General features: G+C 63.9%; 24 protein-coding genes and 2 pseudogenes. 13 read left to right on the plus strand and 13 right to left on the minus strand.

Annotated elements, in window-relative coordinates; translation table 11 throughout:
* The first annotated feature begins 118 nt into the window (after window positions 1–118).
* Complete coding sequence (locus N5J29_RS05860) at window positions 119–1,888, plus strand: terminase family protein (protein ID WP_279924201.1); 1,770 nt, start codon at window positions 119–121, stop codon at window positions 1,886–1,888.
* Window positions 1,885–2,878, plus strand: a pseudogene (locus N5J29_RS05865) (phage portal protein). The gene N5J29_RS05860 and the pseudogene N5J29_RS05865 overlap by 4 nt, the downstream one beginning before the upstream one ends.
* Before the next feature lie 27 nt (window positions 2,879–2,905).
* Here N5J29_RS05865 and N5J29_RS05870 read toward each other — a convergent pair.
* Entirely contained in the window at window positions 2,906–3,577 is a 672-nt protein-coding gene (locus N5J29_RS05870; protein WP_279924202.1) for a hypothetical protein, read from the minus strand.
* Window positions 3,578–4,645: 1,068 nt separating this feature from the next.
* Between N5J29_RS05870 and N5J29_RS05875 the strand changes: the two genes are divergently transcribed.
* Together N5J29_RS05875 and N5J29_RS05880 are read left to right on the plus strand one after the other, a co-directional pair.
* Window positions 4,646–4,990, plus strand: a complete 345-nt coding sequence (locus N5J29_RS05875; protein WP_279924203.1) for a hypothetical protein — start codon at window positions 4,646–4,648, stop codon at window positions 4,988–4,990.
* 303 nt (window positions 4,991–5,293) lie between these two features.
* Window positions 5,294–5,501: pseudogene (locus tag N5J29_RS05880) on the plus strand (hypothetical protein).
* Window positions 5,502–5,543: 42 nt separating this feature from the next.
* On the opposite strand, the gene N5J29_RS05885 reads toward N5J29_RS05880, so the two are convergent.
* Together N5J29_RS05885 and N5J29_RS05890 are read right to left on the minus strand one after the other, a co-directional pair.
* Complete coding sequence (locus N5J29_RS05885) at window positions 5,544–5,936, minus strand: RidA family protein (RefSeq protein ID WP_053520150.1); 393 nt, start codon at window positions 5,934–5,936, stop codon at window positions 5,544–5,546.
* Between the two features lie 122 nt (window positions 5,937–6,058).
* Window positions 6,059–6,463 (minus strand): hypothetical protein, encoded by a 405-nt coding sequence (locus tag N5J29_RS05890; protein ID WP_111186496.1) that lies wholly within the window; start codon window positions 6,461–6,463, stop codon window positions 6,059–6,061.
* A gap of 788 nt (window positions 6,464–7,251) precedes the next feature.
* On the opposite strand from N5J29_RS05890, the gene rocF reads away from it, so the two are divergent.
* The 3 genes from rocF (at window position 7,252) to N5J29_RS05905 (ending at window position 8,904) form a co-directional block, all read left to right on the plus strand.
* Window positions 7,252–8,172, plus strand: coding sequence for an arginase (rocF, locus tag N5J29_RS05895; protein ID WP_053520148.1), 921 nt, complete (start codon window positions 7,252–7,254; stop codon window positions 8,170–8,172).
* Between the two features lie 158 nt (window positions 8,173–8,330).
* On the plus strand, window positions 8,331–8,468 hold the full coding sequence (locus tag N5J29_RS05900) for an entericidin A/B family lipoprotein (protein WP_053520147.1): 138 nt from the start codon (window positions 8,331–8,333) through the stop codon (window positions 8,466–8,468).
* 214 nt (window positions 8,469–8,682) lie between these two features.
* On the plus strand, window positions 8,683–8,904 hold the full coding sequence (locus N5J29_RS05905) for a CsbD family protein (RefSeq protein WP_019661831.1): 222 nt from the start codon (window positions 8,683–8,685) through the stop codon (window positions 8,902–8,904).
* A gap of 72 nt (window positions 8,905–8,976) precedes the next feature.
* Here the strand turns inward: N5J29_RS05905 and N5J29_RS05910 are convergent, their stop codons facing one another.
* The gene (locus N5J29_RS05910; RefSeq protein ID WP_164151211.1) at window positions 8,977–9,774 is read right to left on the minus strand and encodes a hypothetical protein; all 798 of its coding nucleotides are present in this window, start codon (window positions 9,772–9,774) and stop codon (window positions 8,977–8,979) included.
* Window positions 9,775–9,882: 108 nt separating this feature from the next.
* Between N5J29_RS05910 and N5J29_RS05915 the strand changes: the two genes are divergently transcribed.
* The 4 genes from N5J29_RS05915 (at window position 9,883) to N5J29_RS05930 (ending at window position 14,366) form a co-directional block, all read left to right on the plus strand.
* Window positions 9,883–11,178 carry a tryptophan--tRNA ligase gene (locus N5J29_RS05915; RefSeq protein WP_164151213.1) on the plus strand — a complete coding sequence of 432 codons (1,296 nt, stop codon included), beginning with the start codon at window positions 9,883–9,885 and terminating at the stop codon, window positions 11,176–11,178.
* Window positions 11,179–11,306: 128 nt separating this feature from the next.
* Window positions 11,307–11,597 carry a hypothetical protein gene (locus N5J29_RS05920; protein WP_053520144.1) on the plus strand — a complete coding sequence of 97 codons (291 nt, stop codon included), beginning with the start codon at window positions 11,307–11,309 and terminating at the stop codon, window positions 11,595–11,597.
* Window positions 11,598–11,699: 102 nt separating this feature from the next.
* Complete coding sequence (locus N5J29_RS05925) at window positions 11,700–12,632, plus strand: MBL fold metallo-hydrolase (RefSeq protein ID WP_053520143.1); 933 nt, start codon at window positions 11,700–11,702, stop codon at window positions 12,630–12,632.
* Between the two features lie 81 nt (window positions 12,633–12,713).
* Window positions 12,714–14,366, plus strand: coding sequence for a M28 family metallopeptidase (locus tag N5J29_RS05930; protein ID WP_111186493.1), 1,653 nt, complete (start codon window positions 12,714–12,716; stop codon window positions 14,364–14,366).
* A gap of 3 nt (window positions 14,367–14,369) precedes the next feature.
* Here N5J29_RS05930 and N5J29_RS05935 read toward each other — a convergent pair whose 3' ends face one another.
* From N5J29_RS05935 to N5J29_RS05960, 6 genes are all read right to left on the minus strand, one after another.
* Window positions 14,370–14,720: a hypothetical protein gene (locus tag N5J29_RS05935; protein ID WP_231108646.1), complete on the minus strand. Its 351-nt coding sequence runs from the start codon at window positions 14,718–14,720 to the stop codon at window positions 14,370–14,372.
* A 13-nt stretch (window positions 14,721–14,733) separates the two neighbouring features.
* Window positions 14,734–16,068, minus strand: coding sequence for an MFS transporter (locus tag N5J29_RS05940; RefSeq protein ID WP_065182020.1), 1,335 nt, complete (start codon window positions 16,066–16,068; stop codon window positions 14,734–14,736).
* A 208-nt stretch (window positions 16,069–16,276) separates the two neighbouring features.
* A complete protein-coding gene (locus N5J29_RS05945) occupies window positions 16,277–17,356 on the minus strand; it encodes an ABC transporter permease (RefSeq protein ID WP_239519768.1) in 1,080 nt (359 codons plus the stop codon).
* 53 nt (window positions 17,357–17,409) lie between these two features.
* Window positions 17,410–18,126 (minus strand): ABC transporter ATP-binding protein, encoded by a 717-nt coding sequence (locus tag N5J29_RS05950; RefSeq protein ID WP_164151217.1) that lies wholly within the window; start codon window positions 18,124–18,126, stop codon window positions 17,410–17,412.
* Window positions 18,113–19,039 (minus strand): transposase, encoded by a 927-nt coding sequence (locus N5J29_RS05955; RefSeq protein ID WP_164151219.1) that lies wholly within the window; start codon window positions 19,037–19,039, stop codon window positions 18,113–18,115. The genes N5J29_RS05950 and N5J29_RS05955 overlap by 14 nt, the downstream gene beginning before the upstream one ends.
* 8 nt (window positions 19,040–19,047) lie before the next feature.
* Window positions 19,048–19,992: a HEAT repeat domain-containing protein gene (locus N5J29_RS05960; RefSeq protein ID WP_239519769.1), complete on the minus strand. Its 945-nt coding sequence runs from the start codon at window positions 19,990–19,992 to the stop codon at window positions 19,048–19,050.
* A 616-nt stretch (window positions 19,993–20,608) separates the two neighbouring features.
* Here N5J29_RS05960 and yedA point away from each other — a divergent pair.
* Both yedA and rarD read left to right on the plus strand, forming a co-directional pair.
* A complete protein-coding gene (gene yedA, locus N5J29_RS05965) occupies window positions 20,609–21,514 on the plus strand; it encodes a drug/metabolite exporter YedA (RefSeq protein ID WP_164151221.1) in 906 nt (301 codons plus the stop codon).
* On the plus strand, window positions 21,511–22,410 hold the full coding sequence (gene rarD / locus N5J29_RS05970) for an EamA family transporter RarD (protein WP_164151223.1): 900 nt from the start codon (window positions 21,511–21,513) through the stop codon (window positions 22,408–22,410). Before yedA ends, rarD begins: the two co-directional genes overlap by 4 nt.
* 72 nt (window positions 22,411–22,482) lie before the next feature.
* Here the strand turns inward: rarD and N5J29_RS05975 are convergent, their stop codons facing one another.
* The 3 genes from N5J29_RS05975 to N5J29_RS05985 are packed head-to-tail and all read right to left on the minus strand — an operon-like array spanning window position 22,483 to window position 25,680.
* Window positions 22,483–23,805, minus strand: coding sequence for an ABC transporter permease (locus N5J29_RS05975; protein WP_111186489.1), 1,323 nt, complete (start codon window positions 23,803–23,805; stop codon window positions 22,483–22,485).
* Between the two features lie 13 nt (window positions 23,806–23,818).
* Window positions 23,819–24,976 carry an ABC transporter permease gene (locus N5J29_RS05980; protein WP_053516548.1) on the minus strand — a complete coding sequence of 386 codons (1,158 nt, stop codon included), beginning with the start codon at window positions 24,974–24,976 and terminating at the stop codon, window positions 23,819–23,821.
* Window positions 24,977–24,990: 14 nt separating this feature from the next.
* On the minus strand, window positions 24,991–25,680 hold the full coding sequence (locus tag N5J29_RS05985; RefSeq protein WP_053516547.1) for an ABC transporter ATP-binding protein: 690 nt from the start codon (window positions 25,678–25,680) through the stop codon (window positions 24,991–24,993).
* Window positions 25,681–25,707 lie beyond the last annotated feature (27 nt).

Genomic DNA, 25,707 nt, shown 5'->3' on the forward strand with positions numbered 1-25,707 from the left:
CTTCAACAGGTCCATGGTCGGCAGAGCGACAAACAGCAGCAACGCAACCGAGTTGTAAGACACGGCGCTACGTCATTGATTTCTGTATGAATCGGTCGCTGGACGCGACCCTAGTGCGGTGAACGACGTCGCCGCCCAACTCCAAACCGACAGCCGCAGACAGGCCAAATTCCTGTACTGGATGGGCTGGCGTGTCACCGAGATCGCAGAGGCGATTGGCGAGAAAGAGAAAACCATACACAGCTGGAAGGCGCGTGACGAGTGGGACCGCGCCGACAACGTCGAGCGCATCGGTGGCGCGCTTGAACAGCGCCTGGTGCAGCTGATCCTGAAAGAGGGCAAGACCGGCGGCGACTTCAAGGAGATCGACCTCCTGCACCGCCAGCTGGAGCGACAGGCGCGGATCCAGCGCTACCAGGGCGGCGGCACAGAGACCGATCTGAATCCGGCCGTGGCAAACCGCAATGCAGGCCCGAAGAAGAAGGAGCGCCGAAACGGGTTCAGTGAGGCTGAGGTCGAGCAGCTCACGACCGCGTTTGTCGATGGGTGCTTTGACTACCAGCTGGACTGGTACAAGGCCAGCAATCTGCGCACCCGCGCGATCCTCAAGTCGCGCCAGATCGGAGCTACCTTCTATTTCGCCCGCGAGGCGCTGATCGATGCGATCAAGACCGGCCGAAACCAGATCTTCCTGAGCGCATCCAAGGCGCAGGCGTTCCTGTTCCGTGGTTACATGCAGGCCTTCGTGCGCGAGACGCTGGACAAGGATCTCAAGGGCGGCGACAGCATCGTCCTGGCCAACGGCGCAGAGCTGTTCTTCCTAGGCACCAACGCCCGCACCGCGCAGGGCTACCACGGCAACTTCTACTTCGATGAGTTCTTCTGGACGCACGGGTTCGATGAGCTGAACAAGGTGGCCAGCGGCATGGCCATGCATAAGAAGTGGCGCAAGACCTACTTCAGCACGCCATCCACCATGGCCCACCAGGCATACAGCTTCTGGACCGGCGAGCGCCGCAACCGGGGCAAGCCGGCTGATCAGCGCATCAAGATCGATACCTCGCACGATGCACTGGCGGGTGGTCACCTTGGGCAGGACAAGCTCTGGCGGCAGATCGTCACCATCCTGGATGCCGAACGCCGGGGCTGCGATCTGTTCGACATTGATGAGCTGCGCGAGGAGTACAGCGCGGATGCCTTCGAGAACCTGCTGATGTGCGGGTTCGTGGACGACAGCGCCAGCGTGTTTCCCCTGAGCCTGCTGCAGACATGCGGCGTCGACAGCTATGTGGATTGGGCAGGCGACTACCGGCCCTTCGCTCAGCGTCCCTATGGCGACCGCCCTGTGTGGGTTGGCTACGACCCTGCCGAGACGGGTGACAGTGCTGGCCTGGTCGTGGTGGCGCCACCCAGCGAGCAAGGCGGCAAATTCCGCGTGCTGGAACGCTTCCAGTTCAAGGGCAACGACTTCGCCGCGCAGGCCGAGATCATCCGCAAGATCACCCAGCGCTACTGGGTTACCTACATCGGCATCGACACCACCGGCATGGGCACCGGTGTGGCACAGATCGTGAAGACCTTCTTCCCCAACCTGGTCACTTTCAGCTACTCGCCCGAGGTAAAGGCCAGGCTGGTGTTGAAGGCTTACGACGTGATCAGCAATGGGCGTCTGGAATACGACGCCGGCATGCTCGATCTGACACGGTCGATCATGGCCATCAAGAAGACCCTGACCAAGAGTCAGCGGCAGGTCACCTATACGGCGGGGCGAAGCGAAGAGACGGGCCACGCCGATCTGGCGTGGGCGCTATTCCATGCCCTGCACAACGAACCGCTTGAGCGCCCGCACGCATCGGCGCGGCGCAGCCGATTGGAGATCAACGCATGAACGACGTCGCCGCACCTGCGGCTCCCGCCCGCACGGTCAGCTTCACCTTCGGGGATCCGGTACCGGTGCTGGAATCGGGCGGCATCCTCGACTACGTCCACTGCTGGCAGAACGGGCGCTACTACGAGCCGCCGGTGTCGCTGGACGGCCTGGCGCGGGCAACCCGCGCCAACGTTTACCTGGGATCCGGCCTGCGCTTCAAGACCAACATGCTGGTCCGCTCCTTCAAGCCGAACAGGATCCTCAGCCGCGAGGCGTTTGAGCAGTTCGCAATGGATTGGGTGCATTTCGGCATGGGCTACCTGGAGCGCCGAAACTCGGTGATCGGCAACGCGATGGCGCTGGTGCCGGCACTGGCCAAGTACATGAGGCGCGGCGTCGAGCCGGGCACCTTCTACCAGGTCCGCGGCTGGAAGGATGAGCATGAGTTTGAGCCGGGCAGCGTGTTCCAGCTGAGGGAGGCCGACGTCAACCAGGAGATCTACGGCCTGCCGGAGTGGATGCCGTCGCTGCAGTCGGCCCTGCTGAACGAGTCGGCCACCCTGTTTCGCCGGAAGTACTACAACAACGGCTCGCATGCCGGCTTCATCCTCTACCTGACCGACGATCAGATCGATGACGCCGACGTGGACGCGCTGCGCGAGTCGCTGAAAAGCACCCGTGGCGTGGGCAACTTCCGCAACCTGTTCCTGCACTCGCCCAACGGCAGGCCTGCAGCTGATCCCGGTCAGCGAGGTGGCCGCCAAGGATGAATTCACCGGCATCAAGAGCGTCACCCGCGATGACGTTCTGGCATCGCTGCGGATCCCGCCGCAGCTGCTGGGGGTGGTGCCGCAGAACGCTGGTGGCTTTGGGTCCATCCGCGATGCCTACACGGTGTGGGGCAAGACGGAACTGGCGGCCATGCAGACCCGCATGCTGCGGGTGAACGACTGGCTCGGGCAGGAGGTCATCGCGTTCGATCCCTTCGACCCCAAGGCCTTGGGGTGATTCGGTGAGCGGGCAGTTCTTTGCCAGTTAGCTCTTTATCTGAGTGGCAATAGTCTCCAGGAGGCTGCGCCCGGCTTGGACGATGGCGGTAACGCTGTCGTCTATTTTCGTGTAGAGAACCTCATTTACCGGGTTGGTGGTCAAGTAGGGGGTCAGGGAATCACCTGATATCTTGCTAAGGTTCTCAACGCGAGTGAGTAGCTTGTTGAATTCACCTCGTAGATCCCTGACCTTTGCCACAGCTTCGCTGACCTCCTGCGAACCATACACATCTAGCAGCAGGTCCATGCGGGACATCTGGACCTGCGGGTTATTAGCCTGCTCACGTTGAAGTAAGAGATAGTCAGCGTAGGTGAGCTGCCCTCGTGCAAGGCGCAACCCTAGAAAACCATACAGCTCTAGACTTAATGTCCAGTGTCCGGCCAGGACGTACAGCTCCTCAAGCCTCTCCCGCGTCATGCGCTGCCGGTCGCGCTGCAGATCGTGATCCTGCTGAAACTTCAGCCTGCGGTCGCTGCTGCGGTTGTTCATGATCGCCAGAAGAAGTGCTACGGCTCCAGTGAGCACAGCACCTATAGCGACGCCAATGAGTTGTCCATAGGTTTGCAACCAGGTCACATTCGGTTTCGCGCCACCCTCAACGGTGGTGCGCACGACCACGCTCGCAAGCACTACGCACCCGTCCAGCCACTCCGACATTCTGTCTCTCCATGTTCAAGACGCGCGCGCCCACGGCTTCTGAGGCCTGGATGGCGCAGGAACCTATCCCCAGAGCATAACGCTAGGTAGCCGTGGACCTCACTGTGTCCGCGCAGGCCATGCCAACACTACGCACGGAGGCCGCCCGCTTGGGCGGCCTTTTTCGTGCCCGACGCACACAAGAAGCCCGGCCTTTCGGTCGGGCGAATGGCCGCAACGATACGGTCGCGGTCAACCTGCCGAAGTGCAAGCGGCACGTGCATGCCGGCCTGTGCGCGCGCGTGCGGTCGACGCGAACCGATGGCCACCACGGTCGCCCGGCGGGGCTGCGGGGGCACTGCCGGGCCGCTGGGGCGGTCGACGGGCCAGATGCAGGGCGAGAGGCGGCGCCAGGGCGGCGAGCGAGGCCTCACCCCCCGGCGCGCGCAGTCGTCGCCCCGCCACGCCTGCGGTCTTTTCCCCCCTTTTTTTCCGCACCCCTGCGCCCCCGCCCAGCCCACGCCGCAGCAGGGGGCGCTGGCGTTCGGCAGGACGTGCCGATCCCTGCGGATCCCTGCGCGCGGATGGGCATTTCAGGAGCGCCCTGGTGGGCTTGGCGGCGGCTCAGGGAATGGGGGGTGTCCGGAAAGAAGTAATTCCTGTGTGCCGCCCCGGTTTTAGCGTTCTAAGTGCATGAATCTATTGGGGAATGGTCGATTGCAAACTGAGGCAATCCGAAGCAATTTTTAGAGGGCTGAAATGCAATGTCATTGATTCTTAAGGATATTTTTCAAGACTGAAATTGCAGCCCAAAAGAGCAATCCCGTTACCTAAACATCACTCAACTATTGCTATTGAAAATGTTCTATAACTTGTTGTTTATCAATGGTATTTTTCGATCTGCCATGGTCGATTGCAAAAATTACCTGTTTCCGATGGCCACAACCTAAATTGCATAAAAGCGCGGGGAACGGGGCAGCTCACCCTCTCGCCGCTATGTCCACGCTCTCGCCGCGTACGCTCCGCCGGCACCTGGGCGTCCTCGGATCCGTCGCAGCCCGTGCGACCGCCGGGCGTATCCTGCCGCGCATGACCTTGCCGCCTGACTTCCAATGGACCACGCGGTCGGCCAGCCGCCCTGGCGAGCTGCCGACCGTCATCGTGTGCGAGGGGGTATGGGTGGTGGCCATGTTCCAGCGCGTAGACGACGGCTGCTGGGTGGCCACCCTCGACCGGCACCGGAATGGGCCAGGTGGACCGTCCAGGCGCTGCAGCAGCTACGAGCAGGGGCGTGCCGGCGCTGAGATGTGGGTGGCCAGGCACGTGGCCCGGCTGCGCGACGACGTCGACCAGATCCGCCGGTACCGCGAGGCGGTGCAGGCGAACAGGCTGGCCAAGGCAAACATCGAACCGCCTTTCGGGTGGATGGGATAGGGCGACGCCGGCAGCAGCTGCAGCTCGCTGTCGATCGATCGCGGTGGCCACGCCTGCAGCTGGATCCGGCACCGGGAAAATTAGCCTCAGACCCCAGCAACGGCAGGCGTTCCACGACACAGTACCGGGAAAATTAGATGGTCTAAGTCTCTGATTCTAGGGCTTAGTCCAACTATCTTGTAAACAGTAGGTCATCCGTTCGATTCGGATAAGCGGCACCATCCCGCAGTCGCTCGCTTCCGCAGCGTTCTTTCTCCTGTGGCGAATTGCAGCGCGTTTGCCAGGCGCCGGAGTCGCATACGCATGGCTGTCAAAAGGAAGAGTGAACTCGAAGCATTTGACGTGGCCACGCATCTTCGTACGCCTGAAGAAATGGCCGCCTATCTCGATGCCTGCATCGTTGAAAGCAATGGCGATTCGGCCTTCACTGCCAAGACACTGGGCGATATCGCACGTGCCCTATCGGGCGCTGTCCGGCGAGCGGAGTCCTGATTTCGCGACCGCTGCCTGAGCGGCACGCGCTCGCGCACACGATCTCCCGGGCGCGGCTTGCTCAGCCCGGAATGCGGGCGATCACCTTGATCTCGAAGTCGAATCCGGCAAGCCAGTTGACGCCCACCGCCGTCCAGTTGGGATAGGGCTTCTCGGGGAAGACCTCGCTCTTTACGGTCATGACGGTTCCGAACTGGTTCTGCGGGTCCGTATGGAAGGTGGTCACGTCGACGATGTCGTCAAGCCCGCAACCACCGGCCTTCAGGGTTGCCTCCAGGTTCGCGAAGGCCAGGCGGACCTGCGCCTCGAAGTCGGGCTCGGGTGTCCCGTCGCTGCGGCTGCCCACCTGGCCGGACACGAACAGCAGGTCACCCGACTGGATCGCGGCCGAATAGGTCTGCGAGGTGTACAGGTCCTGCCGGCCGGCCGGGAAAACGGCATTGCGCTTGCTCATGGGATTCTCCAGAAGGGGATCGATGAGCCTCAAGGTAGTCCTCGGCATTGGCCGGATAAACGCCTATAAAGCGCCATCACTATTTGCCAAATCAAAACAATCGGCGGGCGTGGCGGCGCGGCTCATGCCGCGTGCAACTGCAGCTCCACATACTCCGCCAGCCCCCGGCAGGCCAGCAGCAGGCCTTCGCGCGCGCCGTCGCCGATGTCGTCCTTCTCGGCGCCATCCACACGCACGCGCTCGGCGGCGTGGAATACCTCCAGCAGCGTGACCAGGCCGGCGGCGGCGCGGTCGGTACGCGCACGGGTCACGCCCTGGCCTGGGCTGGGCACGGGGCCCTTCCACGGTTGGCCATCGGCGGCATCGCCGCTGCGGATGCGCTGCAGGCAGCCCACCAGCGTGATCGGCTCGGGCAGATCAACGGCAGCGGAAAGCGCAGCTTCCAACGGCTCTGCCAGTTCGCGGGGCAGGTGCTCGGCGGCATCGCCCAGGGTGGCAAGCAGATAGGGGTAGCGGGGTGCGGTCATGGGACATCCTCATGCGGAACAGAGGCGCCACCCGCAGAGGGTGGCGGACGATGCGTGGCTTCCAAGACCGGAGATCGATGAGCCGGCGGGCACAAGGCCCCCACGCACCGCCCGCCGTAGATCGGCAGACGGATTGCCAGCCGGCGCCACCCCGAGACAGGTGGCGCCGACTGACAAAGCGTATACAGCTTCAATCACACGGGCTTGGAAGTCCCGGCCACCCGTTGTCGGTGGCGATTCATCATGCGCACGCGCAAACACCGCCCGCCAGTCATTCTTTCCAATGACTTCGTGCGATTCGAAAGAAAAAATGAATTATCGCTTTTGACCTGTTTCGCGCGATGTAAAGGCAAAAGCGACATCCTGCGCGAGGCCTTTGCAAGGACGGAATTCCAGTGATCCCACGCGCGGCAATGGACGCGACATACGCGAAGTAAAGCTGGCTTAACCGGTGCGGCAGACCGAGCCAGCACGATGCTAACGGCAATGGCCGGCAAGTGCAGCGCCGATCCTGATGGTGCTGAAGGATCGGCACTGCGGTAGATGTCACAGTGCTGCCATCCGCCCAACCCGGGTGGCCCTGCAATCCGCGCATGCGTCGTCATGGCCCGTCGCTCACGTGCGGGCTGGCTACATCACCCATACGCGCCCGGCCGTGCCGATTCCGACACTGTGTTGCCGTGCGGTGTTCCGCAACCGCCGACCGCGTCTGCCCTGCTGCACCGCCGCGAGTCGTGTCACACAGCTCTGGCTAGACTGTGCTTCTTTTTCCGTTGCAGGAGGCACCCATGGCCCATCCCATTTCCGTCTCGTTGATCGGCGTCCCCACCGATGTCGGTGCCGGCCATCGGGGCGCGCGGCTGGGGCCGGAAGCGCTGCGCGTGGCGGGCCTGCCGGAGGCGCTGGCGGCGCGCGGTGTGGATGTGCGTGATCTGGGCAATCTGGACGGCCCGCGCAACCCGTGGACCGCGCCGGTCGAAGGCTACCGCCATCTGGACGAGGTGGTGGCCTGGAACCATGCACTGATGGAGGCCAGCTATGCCGAGCTGCAGGCCGGGCGCATGCCGATCATGCTCGGGGGCGACCATTGCCTGGGCATCGGCTCGATCACCGCAGTGGCCCGCTGGTGCCGCGAGCAGGGCAAGACCCTGCGCGTGCTGTGGCTGGATGCACACTCGGACTTCAATACCAGTGATGTCACGCCGTCGGGCAACATCCACGGCATGCCGGTGGCCTGCCTGTGCGGGCTGGGGCCGGAGGCACTGACCCGTCTGGGCGGCAGTGCGCCGGCAATCACGCCCGCCCAGGTGCACCAGATCGGCATCCGCTCGGTGGACCCGGAAGAGAAGCGCCTGATCAAGACCCACAAGGTCGACGTCTACGACATGCGCTACATCGACGAGAACGGTATGAAGCGCACCGTGGAGGCCGCGCTGGCCGGGATCGATGACAGCACCCATCTGCATGTCAGCTTCGATGTCGACTTCCTCGACCCGAGCATTGCACCCGGCGTCGGCACCACGGTGCCGGGCGGGGTGAACTACCGCGAAGCGCAGCTGGTGATGGAAATGATCGCCGACAGCGGGCGCATGGGGTCGCTGGATATCGTCGAGCTCAATCCGCTGCTGGACAAGCAGAACGCCACCGCCGAACTGGCCGTGGACCTGGTGGAGAGCCTGTTCGGCAAATCCACGCTGATGCGCGATTGAGGGCATCCCTGAACGGATCGCCGATCCGTTCACGCCCGCTGCACGCCGCAGCCGCCAGATTGCACCTCACGCGGCGGCGGTGGCTTCGGCCCTGCCTGCCGAGCGACAGAACCCCATCCGCGTTGTAGCGGTGAAGCGGCGAACCCAAGGAGAAGCCCATGAAGCGCGTAGTTGCCCTGATGCTGTTGTCGATGTTCTCGGTGGCCATGCTGGCCGGCTGCAACACCGTTGCCGGTGCCGGCAAGGACGTGCAGAAGGCCGGTGAAAAGGTCGAGGATGCCGCCAAGGGCAACTAAGCCCGACGCGGTGTGGAACAGAAAAAGGCCGGGATCTTCCCGGCCTTTTTTTCGTGCGTGTGTATGGCCGCGTAGTCGCCATCGCGTGTGGCGATGGAGTGAACCATTCAAGCACGTGAGCATGTGTTTCATGAGCGGTTGACCGCCTTTCAACAGCGGATGCGGGAAGCTGCAGTCACGGTAAGAACGCCGTTGCAACCAAGGATTCCCAGCAATGAACAAAGACATCATTTCCGGCAAGTGGTCGCAGCTGAAGGGCAAGGCCCAGGCCAAGTGGGGCGATCTGACCAACGACGATTTCGATGTGGCCGAGGGCAATGCCGAATATCTGGCCGGCCGCCTGCAGGAACGGTATGGCTGGGCCAAGGATCGCGCCGAGAAGGAAGTCCGTGACTTCGAAGACAGCGTGCGCAAGGACTACCCGGACTACAAGTAAGCAGCCGGCGGTAAGCGGCTCCCCCACGTCGACGCCCGCACCCTCTGGTGCGGGCGTCGTGCTGTCAGGGACTCAACGTGTCGGCGGATCCGGCACGTAGCGGTTCGGAAACGCCTGCGGCTCGCGCGGCAGGTGCGAAGGCGGGTCGAGCACGATGCCGCGTGCGCGCAGCGCGCGTGCGCTGTCGTAACGCAGCTGCACGACCTGCGCCGGCGTGCGGCTGGCCCGTTCGAATGCGGTATCACGCACCGAGGAGCGTTCGCGCGCGCCGTGACCGGTGCCCAGCGACGGTGCCTGCGACCGCGCTGAGTAGCCGTCCATGCGGCTGGCGCTGGCGTCCGCAGCGGATTCCGCAGCGGCCGGCGCCGGGGCGCCACGGCGCAGCAGCGGCTCCGGTCGGAGCGGCCAGCGACGGGCCTCCTCGAACACCGCCGCGCCGATCACGCCGATGTTGTCCGCACGGCCGGTACGGCTGGCATAGCTGCCACTGGGGCTGCTGAAGACGAACTGCGCCACTTCATCCTGGCTCTTGCGCCAGCCGGTGATGTCGGCGCGCTGGCCGGGGTTGAGCACATAGCCGGTCTGCGACGGGTCGGCATCTTCGCCGGAGATGGCATTGATGCCATCCACCGAGAGCACCACCAGCACCCGCCGCGGGCTGTCGTTGTACAGGCGTACCGCATAGCGATGGCCGCGCTCGCCCGCCACCCAGCGCTGTCCATCGGCTGCATGGCTGCGCAGTTCGGTGCCGCGGTCGCGGTCGATCAGGGTCATCCGCACAGGGCCGTCCTGCGGCATCGGCGGTGGCGGCGGAACCGGGCGGAAGCCGGCCAGGGGCAGGATCAGCAGCAGGGGCAGCAGGCGTTTCATGTGGGAACTCCGGTGGGCTCGGGTGAATGAACGACCCGCAGGCCCTGACGGGGTTGGCCGTGGGCACGGTAAACTGGTTCTGTTCATCGAAGGTTTCCCCACGCAGTCATGACGACCCGAGTCCTTACCGGCATCACCCCCTCCGGCACCCCCCATCTGGGCAACTACGTTGGCGCCATCCGTCCGGCCATCGCGGCCAGCCGCACCCCGGGGATCGAGAGCTTCTTCTTCCTGGCCGACCTGCACAGCCTGATCAAGGCGCAGGATCCGCAGCGCACCCAGCGCGCGACCCTGGAGATCGCAGCCAGCTGGCTGGCCTGCGGCCTGGATCCGGAACACGTCTGGTTCTACCGCCAGAGCGACATCCGCGAAACCACAGAACTGATGTGGTTCCTGACCGCGATCGCCAGCAAGGGCATCCTCAATCGTGCCCATGCCTACAAGGCAGCGGTGGACAAGAACCGCGAGGAAGGCCTGGACGAGGATGCCGGCGTCAGCGCCGGGCTGTTCATGTACCCGGTGCTGATGGCTGCCGACATCCTGATCTTCAAGGCCAACCAGGTGCCGGTCGGTCGTGACCAGATCCAGCACATCGAGATGGCCCGCGACTTCGCCCAGCGCTTCAATCACGTCTACGGCAAGGAATACTTCCCGCTGCCGGAGGTGGTGATCGATGAGCAGGTGGCCACGCTGGCCGGCCTCGACGGCCGCAAGATGAGCAAGAGCTACCACAACACCATTCCGCTGTTCGCGCCGCGCGAGGAGCTGAAGAAGCTGGTGTTCTCGATCCTGACCGACTCGCGCGCACCGGGTGAGCCCAAGGACACCGAGGGTTCGGCGCTGTTCCAGATGTACCAGGCCTTCGCCACGCCGGAGCAGACCGCTGCTTTCGCCCGGGCATTCGCCGAGGGCATCAGCTGGGGCGATGCCAAGCAGCAGTTGTTCGAGCGCATCGACGGTGAGCTGTCACCGCTGCGCGAGCGTTACAACGCGCTGATGGCCGAGCCGGAAAAGATCGAGGCGCTGCTGAAGCGTCGTGGCCAGCAGCTGCGCGAGACCTTCGCGATGCCGCTGCTGGATGAGCTGCGGCACGCCGTGGGGTTGCGCGACCTGTCCACCGCCGGCGACATCGCCAGCGAGGATGCCGGCGCTGCCCGCGTGGCGCCGCCGCAGTTCAAGCAGTACCGCGAGAAGGATGGTCGCTTCTACTTCAAGCTGACCGCCGGCGACGGCACGCTGCTGATGCAGAGCATTGGTTTTGATTCGCCGCGCGATGCCGGCCAGCTGATCGCCGTGATCAAGCAGGCCGAGCAGGGTGATGCGCTGCAGAGCGAGCTGTTCAAGCTGGAGGCGGAGGTTGACGCGGTCCTGGCGGCACTGGCGGTGCTGCGCGAAGATGCCTGAGCGGAGGGTGCTGTAACGCCGGGCCCATGCCCGGCGGCGCTACCTGATGCACCCCGCCGGGCATGGCCCGGCGCTACCGATGGATGTGGAGCCGGGCATCGGGCCCGGCGCTATGGAAGGAGTCTGCGATGGCGTGGTTGTCGCTGCTGCTTTTCCTGCCCTGGTTCGTCGTGCTGGGCAGCCTGTACTGGCTGTTCCCGCGCCAGCCGCGCACAACGCGGCGGCGCCTGTTCGATGGCCTGGTGCTGTTGCTGGCCTTTGTTCTGAGCATCGTGGCGATGCTGTGGGGCCACCACCTGGGCCTGGTGCAGACCGACGCGGGGCCGATCTGGCCGCAGGTGCTGGCGGTGCTCTATGCCTACGGCGCTTTCCTGGCGGTGCTGGTGCTGGCACTGCTGCTGCGACCGCGATGGTTGTAGTCCCGGGGCAGAGCGCGTGCCTCCGACCAAAGCCGCATCGAACCGGTCCTGCCTGCGCGCCTACCATGGACGCCTGATTCCGATTCCGCCAGGTGCGTGCCGATGATCGCCGACCCCAGCATCCACACCATCGATACCGGCTTCCAACGTCCCGACTTCGATGCGGCCTACCTGATCGTCGAGAACGGGCGGGGCGCCTTCGTGGACTGTGGCACCGGCCTGTCCGTGCCGGCGATGCTGCGGGCGCTGTCCGATGCCGGCCTGCAGCCCGACGCGGTGGACTGGCTTCTGCTCACCCATGTGCATCTGGACCATGCCGGCGGTGCGGGCCTGTTGATGCAGCAGCTGCCCAATGCCCGGGCCGTGCTGCATCCGCGCGGTGCGCCGCACATGATCGATCCGACCCGGCTGATCGCAGGCGCCACCGCGGTCTACGGCGCGGAGGAGATCGCACGCAGCTATGGCCGCATCGAGGCGATTCCCGAACACCGCGTCGTGGTGGCCGAGGATGGCCATCGCCTCGATCTTGCCGGACGCGAACTGCTCCTGCTGCATACGCCCGGCCACGCACTGCATCACTACTGCGTATGGGATGCGCGCAGCCGCAGCTGGTTCACCGGCGATACCTTCGGTATCTCCTACCGCGAACTGGACAGCGCGCAGGGCGCCTTCATTTTTCCGACCTCTTCGCCCGTGCAGTTCGATCCCGAAGCGATGAAGGCGTCGATCCAGCGCATGCTCGACTACGATCCGCAGTCGATGTACCTCACCCACTATGGCCGCGTGGAGCAGGTGCAGCGGCTGGCCGGCGACCTGTTCGAGCAGATCGATGCGATGGCGGCGATCGGCCGCCAGTGCGACGAGCGGCCCGACCGCCATCGCTGCCTGCTGGCGGCGCTGCAGGCCCTGTACCTGGAGCGCGCGCAGCAGCATGGCTGTGTGCTGGATGACGCGGCGGTGGTGGCTGTGCTGGCCATGGACATCGAGCTCAACGCGCAGGGCCTGGCCTGCTGGCTGGATCGCGAGCGCCGCTGACGGAGCGGGACTGCGGCCGGCACTGCTGTCACGTTACACTCTGGTGACTTCCCATCCTGCCGTGGTATTGCCGTGAACCCGATGCGCGTGTTGCTGCTGTCGTCCTGCCTGTTCGTGGGTGGCCTGGCCCAGGCGGCCAATGACCTTCCCGGCGGCGGTATCGACCCGCAGGCGCTGTCGCGCCACGTGCGTGTACTGGCGTCGGACGAATTCGAGGGCCGCGCTCCGGCCAGCGAAGGCGAAGAGCGCACCGTGCAGTACCTGATCGAGCAGTTCCGCAGCTATGGCCTGCAACCCGGCGGCGTGGACGGCAGCTGGGTGCAGCCGGTGCCGCTGGTGCGTGCGCAGCTGGAGGGGGCGGCCACGGCCAGCCTGGCGTTGAAGCAGGGCCGCCGCGCCCTGGTCAATGGCGTGGATGTGACCCTGCAGAGCCTGCAGCCGCGCGCCCGGGTGCAGATCAAGGATGCACCGCTGGTGTTCGTGGGCTATGGCATCGACGCACCGGAACGCCATTGGAACGACTACAAGGACATTGATCTGCACGGCAAGATTGCCGTGGTGCTGATCAATGATGCCGATTTCGAGGCCGACGCTCCCGGCGCGTTCGATGGCAAGGCAGTGACCTACTACGGCCGCTGGACCTACAAGTTCGAGGAGGCTGCGCGCCGCGGCGCCGAAGGTGTGCTGATCGTGCACGAGACCGCACCTGCGGCCTATGGCTGGGCGACGGTGAAGAGCTCGGGTACCTCGCCGTTGTTCGATATCGAGCGCAGCCAGGCCGAGGCGATGGCCCAGCACACACCGCTGCGCGGCTGGATGCAGCGCGAACTGGCCGAGGCGATCTTCGCCGACGCCGGCCTCGATTTCGAGGCGGAGAAGCGCAAGGCGATGCGTGCCGACTTCCGTCCGGTGGCCCTGGACAACGCGCGGCTGAGCGTCGATTTCGCCCTCAAGCGCGAACAGGTGGTGACCCGCAACGTCGTGGCCAAGCTGCCGGGCGGCGAGCACGGCGATGAAGCGGTGATCTTCTCGGCGCACTGGGACGCTTTCGGCATCGGCCAGCCCGATGCGAAGGGCGACCGCGTGCGCCGTGGCGCCATCGACAACGCCACCGGCGTGGCCACCGTGCTGGAACTGGGCCGGGTGTTCGCGGCCGGCCCGCAGCCGCAGCGCACGCTCTACTTCGTGGCGCTGACGGCTGAAGAAAAGGGATTGCTGGGGGCCAGCTACTACGCTGCGCATCCGCTGGCGCCGCTGGACAAGACCGCTGCCGTACTGAACATCGAGATGTTCAGCCCGGACGGGCCGACCCGTGACATCGCTTCGTGGGGCAAGGGCCGGGTATCGCTGGAAGGCGACCTGGAGCGGGTGGCCAAGGCACGCGGCCGCAGCTACAGCCCGGACCCCAACCTGGAGGCCGGTTTCTTCTACCGCGCCGACCATTTCGCCTTCGCCCGGCTGGGTGTACCGGCGATCACCATCGGCCCGGGCCTGGACAAGCTGGACGGAGGCGTGGACGCCGGGCGCGCGCTGCGCGAGAAGTACTTCGCCGACTGCTATCACCAGGCCTGCGACGCGTGGACGCCGGGCTGGGATCCCAGCGGTCATGCCGCCGATACGCTGCTGGTCTACGACCTGGGCGCGGAGCTGGCCAACAGCCGGCGCTGGCCGACCTGGGAGAAGGACTCCGAGTTCCGCGCTGCCCGCGACAAGAGCGAGGCGGCACGCCGCTGACGGCTAGCGCCTGCGCAGCAGCGTCCAGGCACCCCATGCACTGGCGGCCAATGCCGCCAGGTAGCAGGTGATCATGGTGCCGAGGCTGACCGTGCGCAGGCCGCTGAAGCGGCCGAGCAGGTTCATCCGCAGCGAGCTGTGACCGCTGCCCAGGTCCACTGCCAGCTGCACTGCCAGCGCGCTGGCGAAGACCAGAAGGGCGATGCCGAAGCCGGTGCGTGGCCAGCGCGCCTGCGCGCCCGGGCGTCGCAGCAGCCAGCCCAGCGTGGTTGCCACCGCCAGCAGCAGGGCGGCCCACATCAGGGGCGTAGCGGGAGTTGCGGCAGCCACCGGCATTGCACCGGTGGCTGCCATCAGCACGGCATCCTTACTTGCGGGTGCCGTCGAGCCAGTTCGGGCCCTTGTTGGTGAGGAAGAACACATAGACCACCAACGATACCGCGATGGTGGCAGTGACATAGATGGCGAACCAGTCCACGTGGCCGGTCTTCAGCGCGCCCTGGTACAGCAGCGGGGCCGTACCGCCGAACAGCGAGTTGGCCAGCGCGTAGCCCAGGCCCACGCCCAGTGCCCGAACGTGTGTCGGGAACAGCTCGGCCTTCACCACGGCGTTGATCGAGGTGTAGCCGGTGAGGATGACGAAGCCCAGCGCCAGGGTGAGGAAGGCGAGGGTGGCATCGTGCTGGTGCGGCAGCTGCGTGATCAGGTACCAGCTGTACAGCACGCCGCCCACGCCGAAGAACACCAGCAGGCTCTTGCGCCCGATGATGTCCGACAGCCAGCCGCCGACCGGCTGCAGCACCATCAGGAAGGCCAGCACGCCCAGGTTGATCAGGGTGCCGGTCATCGGGTCGTCGCCTGCGAAGGCGCTCTGGATCATCTTCGGGCCGTTCACCGAGTAGGTGTAGAAGGCAATGGTGCCGCCGGCGGTGATCAGGAAGCACAGCAGCAGCGGGCGCCACTGGTGCACGAACAGTTCGTACATCGAACCGGATTTCTTGGCCTTGCCTTCGCGCGCGGCCTCGATCGAGGATTCTTCCAGCGACTCATCCATGCCACGGCGCAGCCAGAACACCACGACCGCGGCGATGCCACCGATGCCGAAGGCGATGCGCCAGCCGAACTCGGAGATCTCCGGCTTGCCCCAGAAGTTCAGCATCAGGAACAGGGTCAGCTGGGCCAGCACATGGCCGCCGACCAGGGTGACGTAGTGGAAGGAGGACAGGAAGCCACGACGGCCCGGAATGGCGGCCTCGGACATGTAGGTGGCGCTCGCGCCGTACTCGCCACCGGTGGCGAAGCCCTGCAGCAGGCGCGCGAACAGCAGGATGATCGCCGCCCAGATGCCGATGCTGGCGGCAGTGGGGGTGATGGCGATGATGAAGGAGCAGAACGCCATCAGCGTGACCGATACGGTCAGGGCCAGGCGACGGCCATGGCGGTCGGCGAAGCGGCCGAAGAACCAGGCACCGATCGGGCGCATCAGGAAGGTCGCGGCGAAGATCGCCCAGACGTACATCGTGGAGTTCTTGTCTTCCGGCGAGAAGAACTGCGACTCGAAGTACACGGCGAACACCGAGTACACGTAGACGTCATACCACTCCACCAGGTTGCCGGCGGAGCCTTTGAGGGTATTGGAGATCGAGCGGCGCAATGCGGCGCCGTCGGTCGCGGGAACAGCAGGGTGGGGCGTGGTGCTCATCTGGGCGGGGATCCTCGATGCGATGGCGTCCGTGCGCGGAAAGACCGGTGTCAGGGCGCGAGGCGTGCCGACCAGACTCCTGGGAAATGCCTCCCACGTCAACGCCGGATAGCGGAGCAGACGGGACCCAATAGGATGCCAAGAGGTAGGGCCGATCGACCATAACCCAAACGTCCTATGACCACGCCCTTGACCGCAGGTCCCATTCTTACCGAACCGGGGCAGCCGGAGAAGAAATTGTTTCAGCAGGCGCAACAATCGCCTTCTGAAATGATCTTTCAGCGCAGAAGCGTAGAGTCAGCGCGCTGACCGCCAGCCAACCCAGAGACAGCAGGAGCTCCCACGTGGGTACGTCGACGTAGAGCATGCGCACCGGCATGGCTGCCATTGACGTGAAAGGGATGTGCGATAGCAGCTGCATGAAGCCGCCTTCCGGGGCGCGCATTCCGCCAAGGCCGATGATGATCATCGTCAGGGGAAAGGCCGCCAGACTGTTCCGAAAAGCTGAATGAGGACTTCGGATGACTGCAGCACAGGCCGCGAAGAACCAGTTCCATAGCGTCAGGCCCAGCAGGCAGAACGCGAACAGGCTAGCCAGGAACGCAGCAAAACCGGCTGTCGGCAGGATCTGATCCCCAAGCGATCCCTGAAACAGAATCCAGCCGACGAGTGAGTAAGTGCCATATACAGCAATGGTTTTCAGGCCATGAAGAATTGAGGACGTCACCTTGCAGTCAAGCCAGAAGCATGCAGGGACTGCACTTAGAATCATCTCTGTAGCATGGCCGAAGCGCTCGCCGAGGAGTCCGTTGAAGAGCATGCCCAGGCATCCCAGAATGGAGAGTGTTGTCAGCACCACGAGCGCAATCGAAAGCGCAGCCAAGGGCCCCTGCTGTCGAAGAGGGTGGCCGTCGAAACCCACTACCCGAATAGGCTGCCTGCTATCGATGGCCTGCAGCTCAATCGCCGTGACCCCGAGTGACGCCAGTTCATGCCGGTGCTGAAGCACGCCAAGCGTGATGCTGAGCTCGTCGAGCCAGCTGGGAGGCCGCGCGACGTGCAACGTATATCCGCTCTCATCCTTGTTCAGAACCGGGTAACGATGGGCGATACCCTCCGGCATCTGATCAGCAAATACGAAGCGCCCCTCGCGCATGCCAGCCAACGAGGTACCCTCTGCAAGTACCGTTACCGTGGATGATGCTTCTCTCGTGACTATTGAATCACTGACCAGTTTCAATAGGGCAATCACCACGAGGAGAAGAAGCCCTACGAGCTCGCCGCGCACGTCAAGGTGTCTCCGGAACTCAAACAGAGTGACCGCTGCGAAGCGCCGCATACTCATTTGCCCGCCTTCGCGTGTTGAGGCAAAGCTGCGGCTGCGAAGAACTGGCGATGAAGCTGACCATTTGACGGGCCGCTCGGCACCGCTTTCAAATGCTGATTCTCCAGAATGAACACACGTGTCGCGATGCGTTCGAGGAGATCGAGGTGATGCGCGGACAGCACGACGCCCGTGCCCTCTGACGCAGCCTGCACTATCAGATTCGCAACGGCAATCTGGTTGGCAGGATCCAGGCCTGAGAAAGGCTCATCCAGAATCAGAATTCGCGGCTCGTGCAGCATGCAGGCCGCCAACTGAAGCTTCTGCAGATTTCCCTTGGAAAGGCTGGAGACCCGATGCAGGGCCCGATCAAGCAGGCCGACTCTGTCCAACCACAGCCGGCACGCATGTGTTGCACCGGCACTGTCCAACCCCCTGAGTCGAGCCCAGAATCTGATGGTTCTGCCCACGGTTACTTCGTTGAAGAGGCTTCTGGACTCCGGGAGATAACCGATGTCGGAGTGTGAGAGTGGACGGGATGCCGAGTTCGCAGTGAACAGGACCTCTCCGGAGTCGGGAGGTATCAAGTTGCAGAGTATCCGGAACAGTGTCGTCTTTCCCGCGCCGTTCACACCGATGATGCCGACAACATCGCCAGGGGAAACCTGCAAGTCCACGTTGCTCAGTATTGTCCTTTGGCCGTAGCTCATGCATATCCGGTTAGCGGTCAACATGGAAGGCTCCTTCTTCAATTCTTGAAGCAATCTGTCGTGCTCTTCCCCGCATGAAGCTGCTCGAGCACCCTCTTACGAGGCCAGTCAGATTCAAGGCGTCTTGCGCCGATTGACTGTGGGCAATAAGAGCCTCCAGAGCCGCCATTCGCACCCGCTCCATCGGATGACTTTTGAAAATGTCCATGAGAATTTCTGGAGCCTGTCCATCTGAAGATCCAGCAGCAATCATGAACATGGTCGAGGCACTGGACCTGTTGATGACGCTGGAGATCGCTGTCGCTTCAGGTGAGAATTCATACTGATTCATTGTTACGCTGCGTAGCGAGTGCTCCATGATGTTGATGCTTATGGAGAAGCGCTCCGGAGGAATCTGTCTGTGGACATCGGTAAACGCCCGGTACAGGAGAATCTCTCCTTCGGCGAGGCTGCTGGATTCAGTGTGGACAAGATCGACCTTCTCTCCCGGGATGCCTGTGACACTTGAGTAGTCGTACTCGAAGTAATCACTTCCGTAACCTGGGCCCTGATAGCCAACAGTCAGAAAATTGAAATTGTGGTCATGTGGCACGCCATAGAAGAACGCCCCGTCGCCGCTGGCTGCAAGAATGTCGTCCTGCGACCCAGGCCAGAAGCAGGCGCGAATGAAGTAATTCTGGCCTGCCCGCTGTGGCGGATGCAGCATGAAGACCTGTGGCGTATAGTCATTTCCGGCCTGGATGTTGCGATTGTCCTTTAGTTCTTCGCAGATCAAGTCGGACAGGAAGGTGCGATTGTTGCTCAGACGCTTGAGCATCGGCGCGACGTCGAGCATAGACGCATGGTCGCGCGGATCGAAGGGCTCCTGTTGCAGATGCTCGACCAGATCGCTGAGATTGATGGCGGTTGAATTCGTGTCATTTACGCGAATCGGCATGTTTGGATTCATCCTTCGGCAAGGCATTCCGCGGCGAGACAGCGGATCTCAGCGTCTTCGTCCTGCTCTTTCATTTCTGTCAGGCGTTTAAGGGCAGCGTCCGCATCCACGGAGGAAAGCGCACGGAGAGCAGACCAGCGAACAAAGCTGGCGGAATGGTGTGAGATGTTGATCAGCGCTTCGACATTCCCTGTTCCAGGAATGCTGGCAAGGGCTGTGGTCAGGACCTGGAGGCGGGAGTCTTCGACATTGGCAGCGCTGAGGCCGACAAGCGAGCCCGATTTCAGCGAAAAGTGTTGCGTTGCGTCGGTTCTCGGAAGGTTCGAAAGGCACACGATCATCGTCAGCGCGTGCGGCTGCGGTAGCAAGTGCATGCCTCGTCTTCCACCCTTGAGAAAAATATGTTCGCTGGAACTTGCCGATCGGAAGATGGGCTCGCTCAGAGTGGGAGATGTGCCGCTTTCGGTTTCAACATCGAATACCCGATACTGGCATTCTTTGGCTTTGACAAACAGGATAAGTGAATCCGCACCGTTTACTGTGATGCCTGTTTCCAGCCCAGTTGCCGGCCTTGGCTCTGAATGGAGGATCTGCATGTAATGAACCTGGACTGCATCGTCCTTGTAGAGAACCATCCCATGCAGCGGGGTCTTGGTGAAGAATTTTCCAGGGCTCACGTAGAGAGCACATTCTGCGTGGAGTCTACATTCGTCCAGAAGGTAGGTCTGCAATATGTCCGGACTGAACTGCTCACAGATGGAAAGCATGTTCCGCTCATTCACGGCTGCATCACCGCGGTCTTGGAGTCGAGACGAATAAGTTCGTACACGGTCCAGGATGCCGGACTCTTCCAGCACGGTGTTGAGAGGAGTACGGCTGGCATGCAGAGAGATCAGTCGGTGCAGTTCTGTGGGACTGTCGGCAAGTTCCAGCATCAGGTCGGCGCGTTCCATTCATACTTCCTTGTTGTGGGCCAGTGGTCTCTGGCCCACGTGGTTATTCACCTCGGGTGAATGCCTCGGTTGACGAGAATTCCAACGACAATGCCAACCCCGGCGCATGCAGGGCCTGTCGTTTCGATGAGGGCGCAAGAACCATACATCCCGACGGTTCTGGTCTGATTCGGCAGAGATTTGAGTTTCATCAGCTAGGTCTCACACAGGAAGAACAGCAATCACAACCGCAACCGCGATCGTGATGGGCTCTAACGGGGAACAGAGGTGGGGTGCTCCAGCCAAGGCGACGGGTTGCGTCAAGGGCGGTGGTTTCAACATCAGCTTCTCCAGAATTGGATTCGGTCTGCCCGCAACGTTGCGGGCAGGGCAGTTTGTGCGCCACCGAGGCGTGACATTTACCGACGTGCGTCTCACATTGATCAGCTCTGTCCGCAGACGTCAGAGAACGTCGAATCAGGGCTGCCATAAAGCGGCTGTTGCTCAGATTCCGCCAACGACACGGTGAGGGGATACCCGCCCGCTCTGTAGGTGAAAATCAGCTTGTCGAAATCCGGGGTGATTTCCGTCAGGGGAACGTCCTAGAATCCGCCTTCCCCCGGTCCCTTGGTGCGTCATGTCGGCTCCCCCTGTTCCGTCTGCGGCTGCCCCCCGGGGCGGCCTTGTCGTGTTGGCGCTGCTGCTGGTCTACGTGGTCTGGGGCTCGACCTATCTCGGCATCGCCAAGGCCCTGCACGGCGGTGCGCTGCCGCTGACGATGGTCTCCGGCAGCCGCTTCATCATCGCCGGAGGCCTGATGTACCTGGCGCTGCGCCTGTTCTGGAAAATGCCGAAGCCGACGTTGCGGCAGTGGCGCAACCTGGTGCTCATGGGGGTGACCATGCTGGTGCTGGGCAATGGCATGGTGGTGCTGGCCGAACGCGATGTGTCGTCGGGCCTGGCGGCCACGGCGGTGGCGTCGGTGCCCCTGTGGATGGCGCTGTTCTCGGCGCTGCGCGGCCAGCACGCCAGCCGTGGCGAATGGCTGGGCATCGCCATCGGCTTCCTCGGCGTTGTCTGGCTGAATGCGGGCAGCAGCCTGACGGCGACGCCCACCGGGCTGGTGCTGCTGCTGATCGCGCCGATCGGCTGGGCCTTCGGCTCGGTGTGGGCGCGCGGCCTGGACCTGCCTGGCCCGTTCATGACGGCCGCCGGGCAGATGATCTGCGGCGGCGTGCTGCTGGTGCTGATCGGGCTGGCGGTGGGTGAGCGGCCCACCACACTGCCCGATACCGGTGGCCTGCTGGCCATGGCCTATCTGTGCGTGTTCGGTTCGATCGTCGCGTTCACGGCCTACGTGTGGCTGCTGCAGAACGTACGCCAGGCGCTGGCCGGCAGTTACGCCTACGTCAACCCGGTGATCGCGGTGCTGCTGGGCGCAGCCCTCAACAGCGAACGCTTCGGCTGGCGCGACGTGCTGGCGATGGTGGTGATCCTGCTGGGCGTGGTGGTACTGACAATGGCAAGGACGCGCAAGCGATGAGCATCGACGAGACAGAACAACGCCGGGGCCTGCTGGTCACCGCATCCACCTTCGTGCTGTGGGGACTGGTGCCGGTGTACTGGCACCTGCTCAATGAAGTGCCGTCGTTCCAGATCATCGCCCATCGCATCATCTGGAGCACGGTGCTGGTGGTGGCCTGGCTGCTGCTCAGTGCGAAACTGGGCTGGTGGCGGAAGATCGCCGCGCAGCCGCGCGCGCTGCCGATCCTGGCGGTGTCGAGCCTGACCATCGCGTTCAATTGGGGCCTGTACATCTGGGCCGTCAATGCCGGCCACGTGATCGAGACCAGCCTGGGCTACTTCATCAACCCGCTGGTGAACGTGCTGCTGGGGGTGCTGGTGCTGAAGGAACGCCTGCGCCGGCTGCAGTGGGGGGCGGTGGGCATGGCGGCGGTGGGCGTGGCCTGGCTGACTCTCGACGCTGGCACGCCGCCGTGGATCGCGCTGGGCCTGGCCTGTTCGTTCGGCCTGTACGGCCTGCTGCGCAAGCTGGTCTCGGTCGATCCCGTAGCCGGGCTGGGCGTGGAAAGCCTGTATCTGTTCCTGCCTGCGCTGGCGTTCGCGGTCTGGGCCGAGAATGGCCACGGTGGCGGATTCTTCAGCGGCTGGGGCCTGCGCAACGATCTGCTGCTGATCTTCGGCGGCGTGGTCACCGCCGTGCCGCTGATCGGTTTCGCCTACGGTGTGAAGCGCATCGCGCTGTCGCTGGTGGGCATCCTGCAGTACATCGCACCGAGCCTGCAGCTGCTGCTCGGCGTGTTCTTCTTCCACGAATCGTTCGACATGGCCAAGGCCGTCGGTTTCGCAGCGATCTGGGCCGGGCTGCTGCTGTTCATCGGTGACAACCTGCGCACGATGCGGGCGGCAAAGCGCTGAGCCGGAAAGCAACGCGGGACGGAGCACCGGCCCCGTCCCGCGTCCGCGCCGCCTCCGCTGGCGGCGCACGCATCAGGTTTCGCGCAGTGCCGTGGTGATCGGCAGGCGGGCGGCGCGCAGCGCCGGGAACAGGCCACCGACCAGGCCGATGCCCAGCGCCCACTTCAGCCCCGTCCACAGCAGTTCCGGCGATACGTGGAACTTGAACACCACCGCGCTGAAGTTGCTGCCGATGGTGGACACGCTGTAGCCGTTGAACAGCAGCCACGCCACCGTGCAGCCCAGCAGGCCGCCGAGCAGGGCCAGCAGCATTGTTTCCAGCATCACCGCGGTCACCACCGGCAGTCCGCGGAAACCAATCGCGCGCATGGTGGCGATTTCGCGCGCACGCGTGGCCACGGCGGCATACATGGTGTTGAGCGCGCCGAACACCGCGCCCACCGCCATGATCGTACCGATCACCTTGCCGAGGATGTCGATCAGCTTGGTCAGGCCGCCGCCCTGCTTGCTGTAGTACGCACGGGTGGTTTCCACGTCCAGCTTCAGGCGCGGATCGGCGGCGACGGCGGCCTTGAACTGATCGAAGCCCGGCTTGCCCTCGGTACGCACGCTGATCGACTGCCAGGCACTGCGCTGGTACGTGGTGGCCAGGGTATCGGCGTCGGTCCACAGTTCGGAGTCATGCGCATCACCGGTGGCGAACACACCGACCACCGTCCAGGTCTGGTTGCCCAGGGTGAGCGTCCTGCCGACCTCCATGTCGCGGAACTGGCCCTTGGCGCCCTGGCCGACCACGATCTCGCGCAGGCCGGTGGCGAACTTGCGGCCTTCGATGATCTTGACCTTGTCATGCACCGCCCACGCCTGCGGCCCGACGCCACGGAACTGCGCGTTGACGTCGGTACCGTCGGACCTGGAGACCAGGTTGACCACCTGCGAGAGTTCAGGCGACAGCAGCGGCCGTCCCTGCGCATCGCGGCTGATGCCGGGCAGGGTGGACAGGGTCGGTACCTGCTCGCGGGTGATGACCGAATTGGTTTCCGCCTGCGAACCACCGCGCAGCACGATGGCGGTGGTGTCATCGCCGGTGTTGCTGAGCGTGGCCTGGAAGCCTTCGCCCATCGCCAGCATCGCCACCAACACCCCGACCACGCCGGCGATGCCGACCACGATCACCGAGGATGCCCCCCAGCGCTGCGGCAGGCTGGCGATGCCGATGCGGGTGGCGGCCAGGGCCAGCCGCCCGCTGCGGGTCAGCGCCAGCCACAGCCCGACCAGCACCGCCACGGCAAGCACGCCCACCCACGGCAGGCCGATCCATACCGCCAGGCCGATTGCCAGCGCCAGCACGGTCACCGTGTTGCCGAACCACTTCTTGAGCTTGTTCTTGAACATGTCGGTGTCCTCCTCAGCGGCCGGCCAGTGCGTCGACGATCTTCAGGCGCTTGGCGCGCAGCGCCGGCAGCAGGCCGACGACCGCGCCAATCACCACGATCAGGCCCAAGCCCATCAGCCAGGTCGGGGTGGGGATGTGCGGCGGCAGCAGGCCCATGCTCTTCGGTCCGATGGCGGGGAGGATCAGTGCCGCCAGGCCCATGCCGATCAGGCCACCGAGACCGATCAGCAGCACCGATTCGATCATCACCAGTATCAGCACCGTGCTGTCCTTGAAGCCCAGTGTCTTCAGCGTGGCCAGCTCCGGCACGCGCTCGCGTACGGCCTGCGCCATGGTGTTGCCGGTCAGCAGCAGCAGGGTGAAGAACACCGCGCCCATGATCGAGGTGACGATCATGCCGATGTCGGCAAACTGCTTGACGAAGGCCTGCTGGAACGCCGATTCGGTCTGGGTCTTGGTTTCGTGGTCGGAGTTGGCGGAAATCGCATCGATGGCCTGTGCCACCCGCGAAGAATGGTCGGGGTTGTCGAGCGTCACCGTGTACCAGCTGACCTGGTTCTTGATGTAGTCGTTGGACTCATCGAAGTATTTCCAGTTCATCATCAGCTGGCGCTCTTCGTTGGAGGCCTGCGCCGGATCCTTGGAACGGAAGATGCCCTTCAGTTCCAGCGGCCAGTCGTTGCTGCCGCCGCGCGGGAAGATCGTCGCCTGCAGCGGGATGGTGTCGCCGACTTTCCAGCCGAACTGCTTGGCCAGGGTCTCGCCGACGATCGCACCGGTGCGGGTGTTCTTCCAGTCTTCCAGCTGCGCCGGGTCGATCTGCAGCTCGCGGTAGACGTCGAAGTAGTTGGGCGATACCGAGAAGTTCGGGAAGAAGTTCTTCGGATCCTGGTAGATGCCGCCGAACCACATGCCATAGGCCACGTCGCGCACGCCCGCCACCTGGCGGATCTGCGTTTCCAGGCGGATCGGCAGCGACTGGGTGATCGACAGGCGCGAGGCCACCACCAGGCGGTTGGCCCCTTCCACGCTGCCACCGGAGGTGAATGCCACGCGCACCGAGTCGAGCATGCCGAACAGCAGGAACGCGGCCACCACCGACAGCAGGGTCAGCAGGGTCCGGGTGCGGCTGCGGAACAGCTGCGCCCAGACCAGAGAGAAGTATTTCATCGCTGTGGCCTCCGTCAGTGGGCCAGCGGCGCGTCGGCCAGCTCGCCCTTGTCCAGGTGCACCGTGTGCGTGGCGTACTCGGCGGCCTTCGGGTCATGGGTGACCATGATGATGGTCTTGCCGTGTTCGCGGTTGAGCTGCTGCAGCAGGCCCAGGATCTCCTCGGCGGACTGGCGGTCGAGATCGCCGGTGGGTTCGTCGCAGATCAGGAAGGTCGGGTCGGAGACGATCGCACGGGCGATCGCCACGCGCTGCTGCTGGCCGCCGGACAGCTCGTTGGGACGATGGTTGCGGCGGTCGGCCAGGCCGACCAGGGTCAGCGCGATCTCGGCGTTGCGGCGGCGCTGCGCGGCATTGAGATGGGTCAGCAGCAGCGGCAGTTCCACGTTCTTCTGCGCGGTCAGCATCGGCATCAGGTTGTAGAACTGGAACACGAAGCCAACGTGGTGGCTGCGCCAGGTCGACAGCTGGCCACCGCTCATCTGGTCGATGCGCTCGCCTTCGATGCTGATCTCGCCGCCGCTGGGATTGTCCAGGCCACCGATCAGATTGAGCAGGGTGGTCTTGCCTGAACCGGACGGTCCCATCAACGCGACGAAGTCGCCGCGGGCGATGTCCAGGTCGATGCCGTGCAGCACCTGTACCTTCTCGGGGCCGCGCTGGTAGGTCTTGGTGATGTTGCGCAGTGAAACCAGGGTCGACATGGGTGGTTCTCCACGTAGGCGGGAAAC

This window comes from Stenotrophomonas sp. GD03680, assembly GCF_029844625.1.
Lineage (GTDB): Bacteria > Pseudomonadota > Gammaproteobacteria > Xanthomonadales > Xanthomonadaceae > Stenotrophomonas > Stenotrophomonas maltophilia_P.

Bases quoted from the DNA above. Each gene is read 5' to 3' on its own strand.
- N5J29_RS05940 (WP_065182020.1), bottom strand. From the start codon at position 16,068: ATGAGCACCACGCCCCACCCTGCTGTTCCCGCGACCGACGGCGCCGCA.
- N5J29_RS05975 (WP_111186489.1), bottom strand. From the start codon at position 23,805: ATGTTCAAGAACAAGCTCAAGAAGTGGTTCGGCAACACGGTGACCGTG.
- N5J29_RS05980 (WP_053516548.1), bottom strand. From the start codon at position 24,976: ATGAAATACTTCTCTCTGGTCTGGGCGCAGCTGTTCCGCAGCCGCACC.
- N5J29_RS05870 (WP_279924202.1), bottom strand. From the start codon at position 3,577: ATGTCGGAGTGGCTGGACGGGTGCGTAGTGCTTGCGAGCGTGGTCGTG.
- N5J29_RS05885 (WP_053520150.1), bottom strand. From the start codon at position 5,936: ATGAGCAAGCGCAATGCCGTTTTCCCGGCCGGCCGGCAGGACCTGTAC.
- N5J29_RS05935 (WP_231108646.1), bottom strand. From the start codon at position 14,720: ATGGCAGCCACCGGTGCAATGCCGGTGGCTGCCGCAACTCCCGCTACG.
- N5J29_RS05915 (WP_164151213.1), top strand. From the start codon at position 9,883: ATGACGACCCGAGTCCTTACCGGCATCACCCCCTCCGGCACCCCCCAT.
- yedA (WP_164151221.1), top strand. From the start codon at position 20,609: ATGTCGGCTCCCCCTGTTCCGTCTGCGGCTGCCCCCCGGGGCGGCCTT.
- N5J29_RS05950 (WP_164151217.1), bottom strand. From the start codon at position 18,126: ATGTTGACCGCTAACCGGATATGCATGAGCTACGGCCAAAGGACAATA.
- N5J29_RS05875 (WP_279924203.1), top strand. From the start codon at position 4,646: ATGACCTTGCCGCCTGACTTCCAATGGACCACGCGGTCGGCCAGCCGC.
- N5J29_RS05905 (WP_019661831.1), top strand. From the start codon at position 8,683: ATGAACAAAGACATCATTTCCGGCAAGTGGTCGCAGCTGAAGGGCAAG.
- rarD (WP_164151223.1), top strand. From the start codon at position 21,511: ATGAGCATCGACGAGACAGAACAACGCCGGGGCCTGCTGGTCACCGCA.
- N5J29_RS05890 (WP_111186496.1), bottom strand. From the start codon at position 6,463: ATGACCGCACCCCGCTACCCCTATCTGCTTGCCACCCTGGGCGATGCC.
- N5J29_RS05920 (WP_053520144.1), top strand. From the start codon at position 11,307: ATGGCGTGGTTGTCGCTGCTGCTTTTCCTGCCCTGGTTCGTCGTGCTG.
- N5J29_RS05960 (WP_239519769.1), bottom strand. From the start codon at position 19,992: ATGGAACGCGCCGACCTGATGCTGGAACTTGCCGACAGTCCCACAGAA.
- N5J29_RS05910 (WP_164151211.1), bottom strand. From the start codon at position 9,774: ATGAAACGCCTGCTGCCCCTGCTGCTGATCCTGCCCCTGGCCGGCTTC.
- N5J29_RS05985 (WP_053516547.1), bottom strand. From the start codon at position 25,680: ATGTCGACCCTGGTTTCACTGCGCAACATCACCAAGACCTACCAGCGC.
- rocF (WP_053520148.1), top strand. From the start codon at position 7,252: ATGGCCCATCCCATTTCCGTCTCGTTGATCGGCGTCCCCACCGATGTC.
- N5J29_RS05900 (WP_053520147.1), top strand. From the start codon at position 8,331: ATGAAGCGCGTAGTTGCCCTGATGCTGTTGTCGATGTTCTCGGTGGCC.
- N5J29_RS05930 (WP_111186493.1), top strand. From the start codon at position 12,714: ATGCGCGTGTTGCTGCTGTCGTCCTGCCTGTTCGTGGGTGGCCTGGCC.
- N5J29_RS05925 (WP_053520143.1), top strand. From the start codon at position 11,700: ATGATCGCCGACCCCAGCATCCACACCATCGATACCGGCTTCCAACGT.
- N5J29_RS05955 (WP_164151219.1), bottom strand. From the start codon at position 19,039: ATGCCGATTCGCGTAAATGACACGAATTCAACCGCCATCAATCTCAGC.